Raw genomic sequence first — 15,818 nt, 5'->3', positions numbered from 1 at the left:
CTTCGGCACCATCCCGAATCATCCGCTCGCGCCAAAAGTAAATTTTGATTCAAACTTTGTTGGTAATTTCTCATTAGGAATGGCGTTTCCGGCGGCGCTGTCCCTGCCTTCGGTCTGTTTTGTTTTGCGTACAGGTCAAGATGCGGATTTTTGGCGTCGTCAGTTTCGTGCTCGCATCGCTTTGCCTCGCCGGCTGCTCGTCTACGTCCGGCGTCGATGCCTTGCAGATGCCGTCCAACGAGACGACGAGCTCGGTCGTGCGGCCAAGCGCGCCGGTGTCGAAGGGCGCGAGGACAGCCGCCACCGAAAGAACCGTCGAGACCGCGTCGATGTCGGGCGCCGCGCGCATCAAGCCGCCGGCGCCGTTGCTTGACGAAAGTAACGCGAGCCCTGACGACGAGAACTCGCGCCCCGGCGACGAAAATTCGCGCCCCTTCGGCCTTGCCGAGGAGGAGACGGTGAACTTCCCGGCGACGGACCTCCCGGACAGCGTCGAGCCGCCGGTGCAGGAGGCAGCGCTCGTCTCTCCGACGAAGCGGCTGTCGCGTGCCGCGCCCGCCATGCTCGCCGGTCCGGTCACCCGCTATGCGTTCCGCGACGCCAAGCCGATCAATTTCGGCCGCTCCTCGCCGCGCCACCTGGCCGTGCATGGCGTCGACGTCTCGCGCTGGCAGGGCAACATCAACTGGCAGAAGCTGCGCGCCCAAGGCGCCAACTTCGCCTATATCAAGGCGACCGATGGCGGCGACCATCTCGACCCGATGTTCATGAAGAACTGGCGCAACGCCGATGCCGCCGGGCTGAAGCGCGGCGCCTATCATTTCTTCTACTGGTGCCGCACCGCCGGCGAGCAGGCCGACTGGTTCATCCGCAACGTGCCGAAGGTCGACGGCGCGCTGCCGCCGGTCATCGACGTCGAGTGGAACGGCGAGTCCTCCTGCAAGCGGCGGCCTTCGCGTGAAAAGGTGCTGGAGAAAATGCAGGTGTTCATGGACAAGCTGGAGCGCCACTATGGCCAGCGGCCGATCATCTACACCAGCCCCGACTTCTATCGCGACAATCTGCGCGGCGCCTTCCAGGACTACCCATTCTGGCTGCGCGCGGTGGCGGCGCACCCGTCAAAGGTCTATCCGGACCGCAGGTGGCTGTTCTGGCAGTATTCCGGCTCCGGCCTGTCGCATGGCGTCAGCGGCCGCATCGACCTCAACGTCTTCCATGGCGACGAGCGCCAATGGCGCGCCTGGCTGGGCGGCGGGCAGATGGTGGCCGACGCGGATTAGGCGCTTTTTCCTTCTCCCCCTGTGGGAGAAGGTGGCCGCGAAGCGGCCGGATGAGGGGTGCTCCAGGGAACGCAGACCTTCGCAAACGACTGATGATCGCCAGCATCTCACTCCGCTGGAACACCCCTCATCCGTCTCGGCGCTGCGCGCCGACCCGCATTCTCCCATAAGGGGAGGAGGGGAAGCACCGGCGCCTCACGCGCGGGCGTCGGCCGGTGAGGTCGATGGCAATTTCGGCATTTCGCTAACCATGCGCTCACCCTGTCTCTTAGAGGTGCGGCAACGGGCTTGCGGTAACGTGTCCGTGATCGCATTTCGGAGAAGGTTTCGATGCGCAAACTGATTGTTACTGCCGCTTTGGTAGCCGCCGTCGGCTACGGATTTTTCAATTCGCACATGCGGGGCAGCGAGCCTAAGGACAATGTGGTCGCCTATTCCACCACCGACGAGGCGATGCAGGGCGCCAAGGCCAAGGGCCATTCGACGCTGCCGCGCTTCCATGAACTGATAGCCGCACGCACGCCCGGCACCTACACCGTGAAATTTCCGCTGACCCAGAACGGCGCCACCGAGCATATCTGGATGCAGCTTGTGGCTTTCAGCGACGGCCGCTTCGTCGGCCTGCTGGCCGACAAGCCGGTCAATGGCAACCAGTACAAGATGGGCGATCGCATGACGGTGGCCGAGGCCGACGTCGAGGACTGGATGATCCGCAACGGCGGCGACGTCTATGGCGGCTACACGGTGCGCCAGGCGCTGGCGGATATGCCGAAGGAACAGGCGGCGAAATACGGGATCGCGTTCAAGGATTGAGCGCTCTTCTCCTTCTCCCCCTGGGGGAGAAGGCGGCCGCGAAGCGGCCGGATGAGGGGTGTTCCAGCTTGATGGAAACCTTGCCGGTTGGGGGCGCCGCAGCAAGATCGCCAGCCTCTCACTCCGCTGGAACACCCCTCATCCGTCTCGGCGCTGTCGCGCCGATCCACCTTCTCCCACAAGGGGAGAAGGAGAGGGCGCTCATGCCTCGGCCTCGCGCGGTCGTCATCCTCGGGCTTGACCCGAGGATCCATTCCGTGACCACGGTGAAGCGTGCAAACGGAGCAGAATTCTGGACCGTTGCAACGCGTCGATGTAACGGAATGGATTCCAGGGTCTGCGCGCGTCGCTTCGCTCCTTGCTCCGCCCTGGAATGACGAAGCGGAGGGTTTGCCGTCACCTACCCCTCGTTGATCATCGCCTCGACGTTGTAGCCATCGGGGTCGAGCACGAAGCAGGCGTAGTAATGCTCCGCATAATCCGGACGCGGTCCGGGCGCCCCATTGTCGGCGGCGCCCGCTTCGAGCGCCGCGCGATAGAACGCATCGACCTCCGCCTTGCTCTTCACCCGGAACGCAACATGCAGATGGGTGAGCGGCGGCTTCTCGCCCGTCCGCTGGATCTCGAACAGGCAGCTGTTGCCGACATCGAACGCCCAGAACACGCCTTCCTTGCCGAAGGAGAGGCGATAGCCCAACGGCGCAAAAGCCGTTTCGTAGAAGAGCTTGCTCTTGGCGAGATCGCTCACTTCGATGGTGATGTGGTCGATCATAACGCCAATGCCAGTAGATGGTCGCCGTCGCGGGCGCAGTTGCTTTCAATCACATGTCGTCAATAGCCAGTTCAGCCATGTGCCGCAATTGGAGGAAAATCTCTAACTTCAACGTTATCGGTTTGGGCGATATCAATCGCCCTCTGATAAGCAACACGTGTTTCGTCATCAAAAACTTTATTGCCGAAGGCACAAAGGGCCTCTTCGACAATCTGGACGAGACCCAAGAACTCCTGTCTTTCAGAATGATAATTCTGCTTCAGATGGCGCAGGTAAAAATGCTTAAAGCCCTTGAGTTTGAACCCAATGGGGGCTCGACCATCCATGGCTAGGATCAGCGTCAGAAAGTCATCGATGCGCCGATAGACAGCCGGAACATCGCGCCGTACATACTCAAGACTATCGGATTGCTCATAGTAGATCGCGCAGGGCCGATAGCTGTCGGTAGACTTAATTCCGCGAACGTTTCCCATCGTGTCTGTTCACCACACTCGTCGTCGATAGCGCTCCGCGAAATCTATCGGCAAGGTTGATGCGTCATTGTGGGTTTCCACGAATTCCCAATGAGTGACGATACCGATAGCGCCGTTAGCTACCTTCGAATGTTTTCCTGCCGGACGGCCACTAGGATAGTCAAGCCGCACGTATGTTACATGTACTAGGTCATCCGGTACATGCGCCAGCTTGATCACGCAGCCCATATCCGGATCATAGACGAAGAATATGGCAGGCTTGGATACGAATGCGTAAAAATCGAAGCCAGTGCCATCGTCTCCCGCTGGGCGCTTGATACCACGAAAACAGGCGTGTGCGCTCGACAAGGACGACAGCTTTTGCGCCTCCGCGACCTTTCCCCATTTTGCCAACGCGTTATTCACAGGCGGTATTTCGCCAAGAACGACGCTCCAAAGATCAAGAAGTGGCTGCTTACGACCCAGTTCTAGGGCTTTGCGAGCGTCATGCTGAGCAATGCGATAGACGACATTCTCGTCTCGCCGATAAGGCGAGCGCCCGATGACGGCCGAAGGAATATCAAGCCATCGGGCGGGCACCTGCCCGCCCCCATGAATTACTCGGAATGGATGAGCAAGCTTGTCCATCGGCGACTATCCGTCGACCAAGCTCTGATCAGCTGCACCCGCTCGTGCTTCCACACGTGTCGCATTTCTCGCAGGTGCCGTTCCGCACCATGGTGAAGTTGTGGCACTCGGAGCATTCGTTGCCGGTGTAGCCCTGGAGCAGCGACTGCTGGCGCCTTGTCGCGGCGAGCTTCTTCGCTTCAGCCGCCTCGTTGGCGGCGGCGTCGGTGAACAGCGCCTCGGCGCCGCCGGCGGCTTCGGCTTCTTCTTCGACCATATCCTCGGCCAGTTCCCTGGCGCGCTCCTCATAGTCGCGCTTGTAGGCGATGGCCTCGTCGCTTGCCGGCTTCAGCGCCAGCACGTTGGAGCCCGAGAAGGCGGTGGGCGCCGCGCGGGCTGGGGCGGTCGACGGCCCCGAGCCGCCGAAACCCTTCGGGTCAGAACCCGCAGCGGACACCAGCTTCACCGGCGAGGCGCCGCGATAGAGGCCCTTGGAGAAGGGCGTCGCCTTGCCTTCGGTGATGCCGCGGCCGAGCGCGGTCTTGTCGAAGTCCGACTGGTCGACATGGGCGAGGTCGTGGCGGCCGAGATAGGAGACCGCGAGCTCACGGAACACATAGTCGAGGATCGACGTCGCGTTCTTGATCGCGTCGTTGCCCTGCACCATGCCGGCCGGCTCGAATTTGGTGAAGGTGAAGGCCTCGACATATTCATCGAGCGGCACGCCATATTGCAGGCCGAGCGAGATCGCGATGGCGAAGTTGTTCATCATCGCGCGGAAGGCGGCGCCCTCCTTGTGCATGTCGATGAAGATCTCGCCCAGGCGGCCGTCGTCGAATTCGCCCGTCCTGAGATACACCTTGTGGCCGCCGACGACGGCCTTCTGGGTGTAGCCCTTGCGGCGGTTCGGCAGTTTCTCGCGGTCGCGGTAAAGCCGCTCGATCACGCGCTCGACGATCTTTTCCGTCACCTGCACGGCGCGCTGCGCGGCGGGGGCGGCGATCAGCTGCTCGACCGCCTCGTCCTCCTCCTCGTCGTCATCGACGAGCAGCGAGGCATTGAGCGGCTGCGACAGTTTCGAGCCGTCGCGATAAAGCGCGTTGGCCTTCAGCGCCAGCTTCCAGGACAGCATGTAGGCGTTCTTGGCGTCCTCGACCGTCGCCTCGTTCGGCATGTTGATGGTCTTGGAGATGGCGCCCGAGATAAAGGGCTGCGCTGCCGCCATCATCAGGATGTGGCTGTTGATCGAGAGCGAGCGCTTGCCGATCTTGCCGCAGGGGCTGGCGCAGTCGAACACCGGCAGGTGCTCGGCCTTGAGGAAAGGCGCGCCTTCCAAAGTCATCGCACCGCAGACATGGATGTTGGCGGCGTCGATGTCCTTCTTCGAGAAGCCGAGAGCCGGCAGCATCTCGAAGGAGATGTCGCCGAGCTGCTCGTCGGTGAAGCCGAGCGTCTCCTTCACCCAGTCGGCGCCGAGCGTCCACTGGTTGAACACGAACTTGATGTCGAAGGCCGACTTCAGCGCCGCGTTCAGCGCCGCGATCTTCTCATCGCTAAAACCCTTGGCCTTCAGCGAAGAGGGGTTGATGCCGGGCGCCTGGTTGAGGTTGCCGTGGCCGACCGCATAGGCCTCGATCTCGGCGATCTGGCTCTCGGAATAGCCCAGCGTGCGCAGCGCTTCCGGCACGGCACGGTTGATGATCTTGAAATAGCCGCCGCCGGCGAGCTTCTTGAACTTCACCAGCGCGAAGTCGGGCTCGATGCCGGTTGTGTCGCAATCCATGACCAGGCCGATCGTGCCGGTCGGCGCAATCACGGTTGCCTGCGCGTTGCGGTAGCCATGCTCCTCGCCGAGCTCGATGGCGCGGTCCCAGGCGGCGCGGGCATGCTCGGCCAGCGCCTGCTGCTTCAGGTCGGAGGCGACCAGCGGCACCGGGTTGACGGCGAGCTTCTCGTAGCCGTCCTTGTCGCCGTAAGCGGCGCGGCGGTGATTGCGCATGACGCGCAGCATGTTCTGGGCGTTGCGGTCATAGTCCGGGAAGGCGCCGAGCTCGGCGGCCATTTCGGCCGAGGTCGAGTAGGCGACGCCGGTCATGATGGCGGTGAGCGCGGCGCAGATGGCGCGGCCCTCGTCGGAATCGTAGGGAATGCCCGAGGTCATCAGCAGGCCGCCGATATTGGCGTAGCCGAGGCCGAGCGTGCGGTAGTCGTAGGAGAGCTTGGCGATCTCCTTGGACGGGAACTGCGCCATCATCACCGAGATTTCGAGCACGACGGTCCATAGGCGAACGGTGTGCTCGTAAGCGGCGATGTCGATCGTGCCGTCTGCCTTGCGGTAGGGCAGGAGGTTGATCGAGGCGAGGTTGCAGGCCGTGTCGTCGAGGAACATGTATTCCGAGCACGGGTTGGAAGCCCGGATCGCACCGGCGGAGGCGCAGGTGTGCCAGTCGTTCATCGTCGTGTTGAAATGCAGGCCCGGATCGGCGGAAGCCCAGGCGGCGTAGCCGATCTTTTCCCATAGGTCGCGCGCCTTCAGCGTCTTCAGCACCTTGCCGTCCTTGCGGGCGGTGAGTTGCCAGTCGCCATCGGCCTCGACGGCGCGCAGGAAGTTGTCCTTCAGCGACACAGAATTGTTGGAATTCTGGCCGGAGACGGTGAGATAGGCGTCCGAATCCCAGTCGGTGTCGTAGGTCTTGAACGACATCGAGGTGTAGCCCTGGCGGGCGAACTGGATGACGCGGTAGATGTAGTTCTCCGGAACGGCATCTTTCTTGGCCGCCTTGATCTCGCGCTTCAGCGCGGTATTCAGCGCCGGATCGAAGCAGGCGTCGTCATGGCCTTCGCAATTGACGCAGGCCTTCATGATGGCTTCGAGATGCTTCTTGACGATCTTGGAGCCGGTCACCAGCGAGGCGACCTTCTGCTCCTCATTGACCTTCCAGTCGATGAAATCCTCGATATCCGGGTGGTCGGCGTCGACGATGACCATTTTTGCCGCGCGGCGCGTCGTGCCGCCCGACTTGATGGCGCCCGCCGCGCGGTCGCCGATCTTGAGGAAGCTCATCAGGCCGGACGAGCGGCCGCCGCCGGAAAGCTTTTCGCCCTCACCGCGCAGCATCGAGAAGTTCGAGCCGGTGCCGGAGCCGTATTTGAACAGGCGCGCCTCGCGCACCCACAGGTCCATGATGCCGCCCTCGTTGACGAGGTCGTCCTGCACGCCCTGGATGAAGCAGGCATGCGGCTGCGGGTGCTCGTAGGAGGACTTCGACTTGGTCAGCTTGCCGGTAAAGGGGTCGACATAGAAGTGGCCCTGGCTCGGGCCGTCAATGCCATAGGCCCAGTGCAGGCCGGTGTTGAACCATTGCGGCGAGTTCGGCGCGACGCGCTGGGTGGCGAGCATATAGGCGAGCTCGTCGCGGAAGGCGCGCGCGTCTTCCTCGGACTTGAAGTAGCCGCCTTTGTATCCCCAGTAGGTCCATGTGCCGGCGAGGCGATCGAAAACCTGGCGGGCGTCGGTTTCCGAACCATAGCGCTCGGCCTCGGGCAGCTTGGCGAGCTCGGCCTCGTCGGCGACCGAACGCCACAGGAAGGAGGGAACGTCGTTCTCCTCGACCTTCTTCAGGCGCGCCGGCACGCCGGCCTTGCGGAAATACTTTTGGGCCAGGATGTCGGCCGCAACCTGGCTGAACTGCGCCGGCACATCGATATTGTCGAGGCGGAACACCACCGAGCCGTCGGGATTCTTGATCTCCGACAAAGCCTTGCGGAATTCGATCTCCGCATAGGCGGACTGATCTGGCTTGGTGAAGCGACGCTCGATGCGCATTGGTCCCGTTCCTTTGTGTCAATATATAGCGCCTTTCCCAAGGGATTGCTGCCCCACATGGCGAAAAGCGCAGTCCGCCGTTTGCCGGCATCGCGGGCGACGCCGACACTCTCTCGTCGCGCGCGCCGCCATGCAGACAAGCAAACGCCTTTCCAGGCGCTTACCCAGGTTGCCGGCCGACCCGCGGGTCCCTCGAACTGAAACTTTTGTCGATTCCCTCCGTGGAGGGAGGTTCACACTATCTAGCGTCGAGCCTGCCTGCAAACACTAAATATAGTGTTAACAGATCATTTTTTCCAGGCCGACAATTCTCCCTTTCGCCCACCCAAGCCCTAACGATCCCAACGCTTCCGCCGGCCTCGTGAACAGGCGGAAATCCGGGCAAAACGCACAAAATCCGGGAAAAAAGACCGGCCTCAGAACTCTCCGGTCGCGCCCGCTACAGGAGCGCATGGCCTATAAAAAGCGACTCGTTCCGACCCGTCAAGGATTCGTTTGCGTAGCTTTTATGACCCCAACATCTTGTGTGTCACATATGTGGATAACGGGGACATGCGAAGCCCGGCTTTGCAGGCGCTTGACGCGGTGACCGGCCAGGCGGGAAGCCGTGTCGGGCCGATGGCTTTTCATTTTAGCTTGCTTGCACTATCTGTTGCGTTCGCGCGGGGGCGCGCCTTGTCAACACCAAAAGCATCCGCTACGCCCCGCTCATGACAGTTACCGTACGTTTTGCCCCATCGCCGACCGGCCGCATCCATATCGGCAATGCGCGCACCGCGCTGTTCAACTGGCTTTTCGCCATGAACAACAAGGGCCGTTTCATCCAGCGCTTCGACGACACCGACATTGCCCGCTCGACGCAGGAATATGCCGATTCCATTCTTTACGACCTGCATTGGCTGGGCATCTTCCCGGATGTCACCGAATACCAGTCGCGCCGCTTCGAGATTTATGACGCGGCGGTCGAGCGGCTGAAGGCGGCGCGGGTGCTTTATGCCTGCTACGAGACGCCGGAGGAGCTTGATCTGCGCCGCAAGGTGCGCCGCACGCGCGGCCTGCCGCCGGTCTATGGCCGCGAGGCGCTGATGCTGACGCCTGAGCAGGTGGCCGAATACCAATCGGATGGCCGCCGGCCGCATTGGCGTTTCCTGCTGCCCAACTACACCAACGACCCGCTGCAGCCCGAGCGCACCGAGATGCGCTGGAACGACCTGGTGCGCGGCGAGGAGACGGTCGACCTCGCCTCGCTGTCGGATCCTGTCCTGGTGCGCGAGGACGGCACCTATCTCTACACGCTGCCCTCGGTGGTCGACGACATCGAGATGGGTGTCAGCCATGTCATCCGCGGCGACGACCATGTCACCAACACCGGCGTGCAGATCGCCATCTTCAAGGCACTGGGCGCCGAACCGCCGGTCTTCGGCCACCACAATTTGCTCACGACCGTGTCGGGCGAGGGGTTGTCGAAGCGCACCGGCGCGCTGTCGATCGAAAGCCTGCGCGAGGACGGCATCGAGCCGATGGCCGTCGCGTCGCTGGCGGTGCTTGTCGGCACGTCGGAAAATGTCACCGCCGCGCATGATCTCAACGAGCTTGCCGGCCATTTCGACCCGGCGGCGACGTCCAAGTCAGCGTCCAAATTCGACCCGGATGAGCTCTTCGTGCTCAACCGTACGCTCATGCATCGCATGTCGTTCGAGGAAGCGCGCGACCGGCTGATGGTGCTGGGCATTTCCGGCGACAAGGCCGAGCCGTTCTGGCTTGCGGTGCGCGGCAATCTCGACCGCCTGTCGGATGCGGTCGCGTGGTGGCGTATCCTGAGCGAGGGTCCGCAGGAACCGGCGGAATTTTCCGGCGAGGACCGTGACTTCCTCAATCAGGCGTTCGACGTTCTCCCCGAGGAGCCGTGGAACGGCACGGTGTGGAAGGACTGGACCGGCAAGATCAAGGACGCCACCGGCCGCAAGGGCAAGCCGTTGTTCATGCCGCTGAGGCTGGCCCTTACCGGGCGGACTTCGGGGCCGGAGCTTTCAGATCTATTGCCGCTGATGGGTCGGGAAGGAACGCTGGCCCGACGACCCTGACCTTGCGCTGATCGGGCGGCAGCGCCGAGACCGGCGACACCGGCACCCTGGTGGTCAGCCGCCTGATCGCGTCCTGGTCAAGCCCGCCTTCGGCATTGGCGAGTGTTTCCGGATCGGCGCCCGGATCGGGTTTGACCGCCGGCTTCGGAACGAAGGGCGCTGCCTCGCCGTTCGGCTGCGATTGTTCGGGATCAGGCGGGTTGCCGCCGATGATCGTGAAGTTGCCGGCCTGCGCGTTGCAGCCGCAGGTAGGCGGGCGCGAGTAATTGGCCTGTTTGTAGAGATAGGCGGTCGATAGTTCGCTATAGGGTTGACCTGTCGCCGACGAGGTCATCGAGCCAGAGTCGTCGTCGATTCCACGCGAATAGAAGACCTGCATCTCGGTACCTGGGCAGCTCGATTCGCAATTCTTCTGGTCGCGCTCGAAGTCGCCGATGGAAGCGGCATTCGACATCGGGAAGAAATAGCCGTCGCAGCTGCGCACGCATATCGTGTGGAACTCGCCGCCCAGCCGGGGCAGGTCCATGCCGTCCGGCTGGTTGATGACGCGGCGGATGTTGCGCACGCTCGGATCATCGCGCGGCACCTCCGTCGAGCCCGGCATATCGGGGGCGTCGGGTGTTTCGAGCTGCTGGTCCTGGCGGCCGAAAAGCTGCTCGAACAGATTGCCGCCGCCATTGTCGCGGGCCGCCTCCCGAAGCGGCGCGCGGCGCGGCGCGATCTCGTCGTCGCGGCAGCCATTGGCATCGAGCGCCGCCAGGATGCGGCTGCGGTCGCGCCGCGTGCCGCCGGCGGCCAGCCGCTCGCGCTTGGCCTGCAAGGTGTCGAGATTGGCATTCATGCGCTCTATCGCGGCGTTGATTGCGGCGCATTGGCTGACATTGCGCGAAAACAGCGTGAAGCCGCAACCGGCGTCGCTTGCCCGGCCGCGGGCCTTGGCAAGCTGCTCACTCTGGCGCTGGATGGCATCATCATATTTGCGCACGATGCCGGGGCCTCCGCCGCCACCGCGGGCGGTGGCGAGTTCAGCTTCGAGGTGCCGGCATATGCGAGAGGCGGCCTGGGTTTCAGCGACGGCGACAGCTGAACCTGCAAGCGCTGCAAGCAGCGTCGCAAGATGCATCAGCTTCAGCCCCTTCATCCGCCTGGAATCCCGATTGCCCGTGGCCGGAAGACTATCGCGTTCGTGGTTAACTGTTCGCTATGCCGTGAACCCATAAATCTACCGGGCGGACGGCTTGGCAGAGTCCGCTATGCACCGATAGCAACCAAATTCTGCAGCGCAGTCTGAAATGACGCGAGGGGCCAGGAGCTGAAGTCGAGGCCTCACATTTGGAATGCTCGCGCGTCAGATTGCGAATATCTTTCCGACGGCCAAGGGTGCCACGGTGCTGTCACCATAGGCGTTCGCGAGGGCATTCACCGCCCGCCAGCCCGTGCAATGGCCCGGCGCGATCAAGGTAAGACCGAACGTTCCGATGTCGCGCACGGATTCGGCAATGATCTTCTCGTTGCCGCCCGCCAAGTGGAAGCCGCCAGCAACAGCATAGAGTGGGATCGCCGGGAAACTGGACTGCGCATGTTTGAGAACGTTGATAATACCTGCGTGCGAGCAGGCCGTGAGTACGACAATGCCTTTGCCGCCCACGTGAACGGCCAGAAAGCGCTCGTCCATGATGAGCGGATCATCTTCCCAAGATTGGCCGTCCTCGCTCAGCCGCTTGTGGCCGGGGAACCCCTTCTCGTAGCTCGTCATGCGGGGAATCTCGCCACTTACTAGAAACATATCGTCGAGCAGGACTTGCGCCTCGGTCGTGACGACCGGGACGGCTCCCTTCGCAGCGAGATCGTCCGGCGAGGGGATCTCGCGGATGGGAAGTAATCCGCCGCCCGTGAGCGGCAAGGCGCGCTGGCGGAACATGCCGGGGTGCAAATAGCAGGGAATCGCGCGGCCGCCGTTTGCTTTGGTGATGAGGTCAAACGCAATCGGCAGCCCGCCGGCGTGGTCCCAGTGCCCGTGCGAGAGCACCACAGCATCTATGCTGGCGAAGTCGATGCCCAGCCGGGCCCCATTGTATTCGACCGCGAACTCCACCGGACCGGCATCGAACAGAACAACGCGGCTCGCCGCGCCGCGAAACGCTTTGACGACGACTGCCAAGCCGTGATTCGCACAACATTGGCAGCGGCCGGACAATTGTCGCATGCCCGCCCGCATAAGTGCCGTCCACTCAAGCGTGACATACGGCGGGGCCGTGGACAAGCTATCGGTCAGATTGTCGATCAGGATCTGAAATTCCAACCGATCCACGGGCTGCAAAGTGGGCATGGGCGGTTTCCCCCGTTCGGCCGCATGAGACTCTCTTCCGAGCTATGCGTCCTCAGGCCGAGGATAGAGTCTACCACATTAGCGAGCGGAAACGGCGCTCCAAATGGGCTCAAGAACAAGCTGCCAATGTCGGGGTCGGGTCATTGGCGATCGGGTCGCGCCAGTAGCAAGTCCGGCCAAATCCGCCATGCCGCCGAAAGCGGAAGTAAATTCAGAGCATTAGTGGCACAGCGGTAGGATGCGGCCGGTTGATGGCGCGGCCCCGACACAATTGCGCTTTGTCGCGCCGCCTCAATTCAAGTCGACGAGCGCCTGCGCCTTGTGCGCTGCCTCGACCACCGCAAGCGCGGTCATGTTGACGACGCCGCGCGAGGTTACGGACGGCGTCAATATATGCGCGGGCTTGTCGGTGCCGAGCAGGATCGGCCCGACATGCAGCGCATCCATCATGGCGCGCAAAGCCGTCAGCGTGATGTTGGCCGAATCGAGGTTCGGGAAGACCAGAAGATTGGCTTCGCCCTTCAGCCGCGAATGCGGATAGACGCGCTGGCGCAGATGCTCCGACAGCGCGGTATCGGCATGCATCTCGCCGTCGCACTGCAAGCCGGGCGCGATGCGGCCGAGGATTTCCGCCGCGCGGCGCATCTTCAGCGCGCTCGGGGAATCGCGCGAGCCGAAATCCGAATGCGACAGAAGTGCTGCCTTCGGCTCGATGCCGAAGCGCTGGATTTCCTCCGCCGCCAGCACCGTCATCTCGGCGATCTCCTCCGCCGTCGGATCGACCGAGACATGCGTGTCGGTGAGGAAGATGATGCCGCGCTGGGAGATCAGCATCGATAGCGTCGACAGGTCCCGGTCCTTGATGCCGGCGCGGGGCCCGATGATCAGCGCGACATTGCGCAGATGCCGTTCGAAGCGACCTTCGAGGCCGCAGACCATGGCGTCCGCGTCGCCACGCTTCAGCGCCAGGGCCGCAATCACCGTGTTGTCGGTGCGCACCATGGTGCGCGCGGCCTCGGTCGTTATGCCGCGCCGGCCGGCCAGTTCGATCAAGAGGTCGACATAGTGGCGGTAACGCGGATCGTCCTCCGGATTGATCAGGGCGAAATCGACGCCCGGACGGATGCGCAGGCCGTAACGCTTCAGCCTGACCTCGACCACATGCGGGCGGCCGATCAGGGTCGGTTCGGCGATCCCTTCCTCCAATACCACTTGCGCGGCGCGCAGCACGCGCTCGTCCTCGCCGTCGGCATAGATGACGCGCTTGGCGCTCGAGGTTTTGGCGGAGGAGAACACCGGCTTCATTACCAGGCCGGAGCGGAAGACGAAGCGGTTGAGCTTGTCGATATAGGCGGTGAAATCGGCGATCGGCCGCGTCGCGACGCCGGTGTCGCAGGCAGCCTTCGCCACCGCCGGCGCGATGCGCAGGATAAGGCGCGGATCGAAGGGCGAGGGGATCAGGAAATCGGGGCCGAAAATCGGCGTCTCGCTGGAATAGGCGCGCGCCGCGACATCCGAAGGCTCCTCGCGGGCAAGGGCGGCGATCGCCCGCACGGCCGCCATCTTCATCTCCTCGTTGATGGCGCTGGCGCCGCAATCCAGCGCGCCGCGGAAGATGTAAGGAAAGCACAGCACGTTGTTGACTTGATTGGGAAAGTCCGAGCGCCCGGTGCAGATCATGGCGTCCGGCCGCGCGGCGCGCGCAACTTCCGGCATGATCTCGGGATTGGGATTGGCCAGAGCCAGGATCAGCGGTTTCGGCGCCATGTGCTGTAGCAACTCCGGCTTCAGCACCCCGGCGGCGGAAAGGCCGAGAAAGACGTCGGCGCCGGAGATGACGTCGGCCAGCGTGCGCGCCTCGGTATCCTTCACATAGGGATCTTTCCAGCGATCCATCTCTTCGACGCGACCCTTATGGGCGACGCCGAAACGGTCGGTGACCCAGATGTTTTCCACCTTGGCGCCGAGCGAGACCAAAAGGTTGAGGCAGGCGAGCGCCGCCGCGCCCGCGCCGGACGTGACGATCTTGATGTCGGAAATCGCTTTGCCGGCCAGTTCCAGCCCGTTGAGCACCGCGGCTGCGACGATGATCGCGGTGCCATGCTGGTCGTCGTGGAAAACCGGAATACCCATGCGGGCTTTCAGCCGCTCCTCGACCTCGAAACATTCAGGCGCCTTGATGTCCTCGAGGTTGATGCCGCCGAAGGTCGGCTCGAGCGCTGCCACCGTCTCGACCATCCGCTCGATCTCCGGCGCGTCGATCTCGATGTCGAAGACGTCGATGCCGGCGAACTTCTTGAACAGCACCGCCTTGCCTTCCATGACCGGCTTGGAGGCGAGCGGGCCGATATTGCCGAGCCCAAGCACGGCGGAGCCGTTGGAGACGACGCCGACGAGGTTGGCGCGGGCGGTGTAGTCGGCGGCGGTGGCGGGATCGTCGCGGATCTCGAGGCAGGGCGCCGCCACGCCCGGCGAATAGGCAAGCGCCAGGTCGCGCTGGTTGCCGAGCGGCTTCGTCGCCTGGATCTCGAGCTTTCCCGGTGTCGGGTGCTTGTGGAAGAAGAGGGCGGCCTCGTCGAGGTCCGACCGGGCCGTTTTCTTGTTCTCGCCGTCCATCCGGTCCTCCCTCTGTTCCTGATTTGGAGCCTTTTAGCATGTGCCGGAGAGTTTTCGCGACGGCAAATAGCGGACTGCGGCCTTCACAATGCCGGAGCGGAAATAATCAATCGATCCCAGATGGTTGGGCTGCGAGCCTTAAGCCTTTGGATCGGCGGCGGTCAGAACGCGCTGACGTAGAGGCCGCCGTCGACCGGGATGTTCTGGCCGGTGAGGTAGCCGGCATGGACCGAGCACAGGAAGGCGCATATCTGGCCGAATTCCTCCGGCGTGCCGAGACGTTTTGCCGGCACGTCGGCGCTGATGCGGGCCTTGCGCGCGGCGGCCGCGGCCGGGTCTTCCGGAGTGCCGGCCTCGTGCGGGCCGCGCAGCCGGTCGGTGTCGAGCTTGCCGGGCAGCAGGCTGTTGATGGTGACGTTGCGGTCCATGACCGTGCGCGCCACGCCGGCGAGGAACGAGGTCAGGCCGGCGCGCGCGCCGGACGACAGGTCGAGACCGGGGATCGGCACATAGACCGACAGCGAGGTGATGTTGACGATGCGGCCGAAGCCGCGCTTTGCCATACCGTCGATAACCGCCTGGATAAGCTCGATCGGCGTGACCATGTTCTGCGTCACGCCCTCAAGGATCTTGGTGCGGTCGAGCTCGCGAAAATCGCGCAGCGGCGGGCCGCCATTGTTGTTGACCAGAATGTCGGGATCGGGGCAGGCGGCGAGCATCGCTTTCTGCACCTCGGGCTTCGACACGTCGCCGGCAACTTCGATGACATCGACGCCGAATAGATCGCGGATCTCCTTGGCGGTCTTGGCCACGAGTTCGGCGTTGCGGCCGTTGACGACGAGGTCGACGCCGGCTTCGGCAAGCGCCATGGCGCAGCCTCGCCCCAGTCCCTTGCTCGAGGCGCAGACGATGGCTTTCTTGCCGCGAATGCCGAGATCCATGACGGTTTTCTCCTGATTGTGTTGCGCGCAAGCTAGCGCCTGGGCTGGACCAACCGCAACCGTCATACGGTTGTTGCA

Annotated in this window: 11 protein-coding genes; 3 read left to right on the top strand and 8 right to left on the bottom strand. The window is 63.2% G+C overall.

Annotated features, from left to right (window positions below; translation table 11 throughout):
* Positions 1–140 precede the first annotated feature (140 nt).
* Positions 141–1,280, top strand: a complete 1,140-nt coding sequence (locus tag FJ419_RS16140) for a GH25 family lysozyme (protein WP_140694971.1) — start codon at positions 141–143, stop codon at positions 1,278–1,280.
* Positions 1,281–1,610: 330 nt separating this feature from the next.
* Positions 1,611–2,093 (top strand): DUF2314 domain-containing protein, encoded by a 483-nt coding sequence (locus FJ419_RS16135; protein ID WP_140694968.1) that lies wholly within the window; start codon positions 1,611–1,613, stop codon positions 2,091–2,093.
* 400 nt (positions 2,094–2,493) lie between these two features.
* Here FJ419_RS16135 and FJ419_RS16130 read toward each other — a convergent pair whose 3' ends face one another.
* From FJ419_RS16130 to FJ419_RS16115, 4 genes are all read right to left on the bottom strand, one after another.
* Entirely contained in the window at positions 2,494–2,865 is a 372-nt protein-coding gene (locus FJ419_RS16130; RefSeq protein WP_140694965.1) for a VOC family protein, read from the bottom strand.
* 71 nt (positions 2,866–2,936) lie between these two features.
* Positions 2,937–3,338 carry a hypothetical protein gene (locus tag FJ419_RS16125; protein ID WP_140694962.1) on the bottom strand — a complete coding sequence of 134 codons (402 nt, stop codon included), beginning with the start codon at positions 3,336–3,338 and terminating at the stop codon, positions 2,937–2,939.
* 9 nt (positions 3,339–3,347) lie between these two features.
* Positions 3,348–3,965: a hypothetical protein gene (locus tag FJ419_RS16120; protein WP_140694959.1), complete on the bottom strand. Its 618-nt coding sequence runs from the start codon at positions 3,963–3,965 to the stop codon at positions 3,348–3,350.
* Between the two features lie 28 nt (positions 3,966–3,993).
* Positions 3,994–7,770, bottom strand: coding sequence for a vitamin B12-dependent ribonucleotide reductase (locus FJ419_RS16115; RefSeq protein ID WP_140694956.1), 3,777 nt, complete (start codon positions 7,768–7,770; stop codon positions 3,994–3,996).
* Positions 7,771–8,480: 710 nt separating this feature from the next.
* Here FJ419_RS16115 and gltX point away from each other — a divergent pair.
* Positions 8,481–9,854, top strand: a complete 1,374-nt coding sequence (gene gltX, locus FJ419_RS16110; RefSeq protein WP_140694953.1) for a glutamate--tRNA ligase — start codon at positions 8,481–8,483, stop codon at positions 9,852–9,854.
* On the opposite strand, the gene FJ419_RS16105 is transcribed toward gltX, so the two are convergent.
* The 4 genes from FJ419_RS16105 to FJ419_RS16090 form a co-directional block, all read right to left on the bottom strand.
* On the bottom strand, positions 9,772–10,977 hold the full coding sequence (locus tag FJ419_RS16105; RefSeq protein ID WP_246679229.1) for a DUF2865 domain-containing protein: 1,206 nt from the start codon (positions 10,975–10,977) through the stop codon (positions 9,772–9,774). The genes gltX and FJ419_RS16105 overlap by 83 nt on opposite strands.
* A 225-nt stretch (positions 10,978–11,202) precedes the next feature.
* On the bottom strand, positions 11,203–12,183 hold the full coding sequence (locus FJ419_RS16100; protein WP_140694947.1) for an MBL fold metallo-hydrolase: 981 nt from the start codon (positions 12,181–12,183) through the stop codon (positions 11,203–11,205).
* Positions 12,184–12,474: 291 nt separating this feature from the next.
* A complete protein-coding gene (locus tag FJ419_RS16095) occupies positions 12,475–14,799 on the bottom strand; it encodes an NADP-dependent malic enzyme (RefSeq protein WP_140694944.1) in 2,325 nt (774 codons plus the stop codon).
* A gap of 161 nt (positions 14,800–14,960) precedes the next feature.
* Complete coding sequence (locus FJ419_RS16090; protein WP_140694941.1) at positions 14,961–15,740, bottom strand: SDR family oxidoreductase; 780 nt, start codon at positions 15,738–15,740, stop codon at positions 14,961–14,963.
* Positions 15,741–15,818 lie beyond the last annotated feature (78 nt).

The organism is Mesorhizobium sp. B2-6-2 (assembly GCF_006440615.1).
GTDB lineage: Bacteria > Pseudomonadota > Alphaproteobacteria > Rhizobiales > Rhizobiaceae > Mesorhizobium.
This window is presented reverse-complemented; position numbering and strand designations above follow the sequence as displayed.

Excerpts from the sequence above, each read along its gene's own strand:
- FJ419_RS16135 (WP_140694968.1), top strand. The coding sequence starts at position 1,611 with ATGCGCAAACTGATTGTTACTGCCGCTTTGGTAGCCGCCGTCGGCTAC.
- FJ419_RS16115 (WP_140694956.1), bottom strand. The coding sequence starts at position 7,770 with ATGCGCATCGAGCGTCGCTTCACCAAGCCAGATCAGTCCGCCTATGCG.
- FJ419_RS16130 (WP_140694965.1), bottom strand. The coding sequence starts at position 2,865 with ATGATCGACCACATCACCATCGAAGTGAGCGATCTCGCCAAGAGCAAG.
- FJ419_RS16090 (WP_140694941.1), bottom strand. The coding sequence starts at position 15,740 with ATGGATCTCGGCATTCGCGGCAAGAAAGCCATCGTCTGCGCCTCGAGC.
- FJ419_RS16105 (WP_246679229.1), bottom strand. The coding sequence starts at position 10,977 with ATGCATCTTGCGACGCTGCTTGCAGCGCTTGCAGGTTCAGCTGTCGCC.
- FJ419_RS16140 (WP_140694971.1), top strand. The coding sequence starts at position 141 with ATGCGGATTTTTGGCGTCGTCAGTTTCGTGCTCGCATCGCTTTGCCTC.
- FJ419_RS16120 (WP_140694959.1), bottom strand. The coding sequence starts at position 3,965 with ATGGACAAGCTTGCTCATCCATTCCGAGTAATTCATGGGGGCGGGCAG.
- FJ419_RS16100 (WP_140694947.1), bottom strand. The coding sequence starts at position 12,183 with ATGCCCACTTTGCAGCCCGTGGATCGGTTGGAATTTCAGATCCTGATC.
- FJ419_RS16125 (WP_140694962.1), bottom strand. The coding sequence starts at position 3,338 with ATGGGAAACGTTCGCGGAATTAAGTCTACCGACAGCTATCGGCCCTGC.
- gltX (WP_140694953.1), top strand. The coding sequence starts at position 8,481 with ATGACAGTTACCGTACGTTTTGCCCCATCGCCGACCGGCCGCATCCAT.
- FJ419_RS16095 (WP_140694944.1), bottom strand. The coding sequence starts at position 14,799 with ATGGACGGCGAGAACAAGAAAACGGCCCGGTCGGACCTCGACGAGGCC.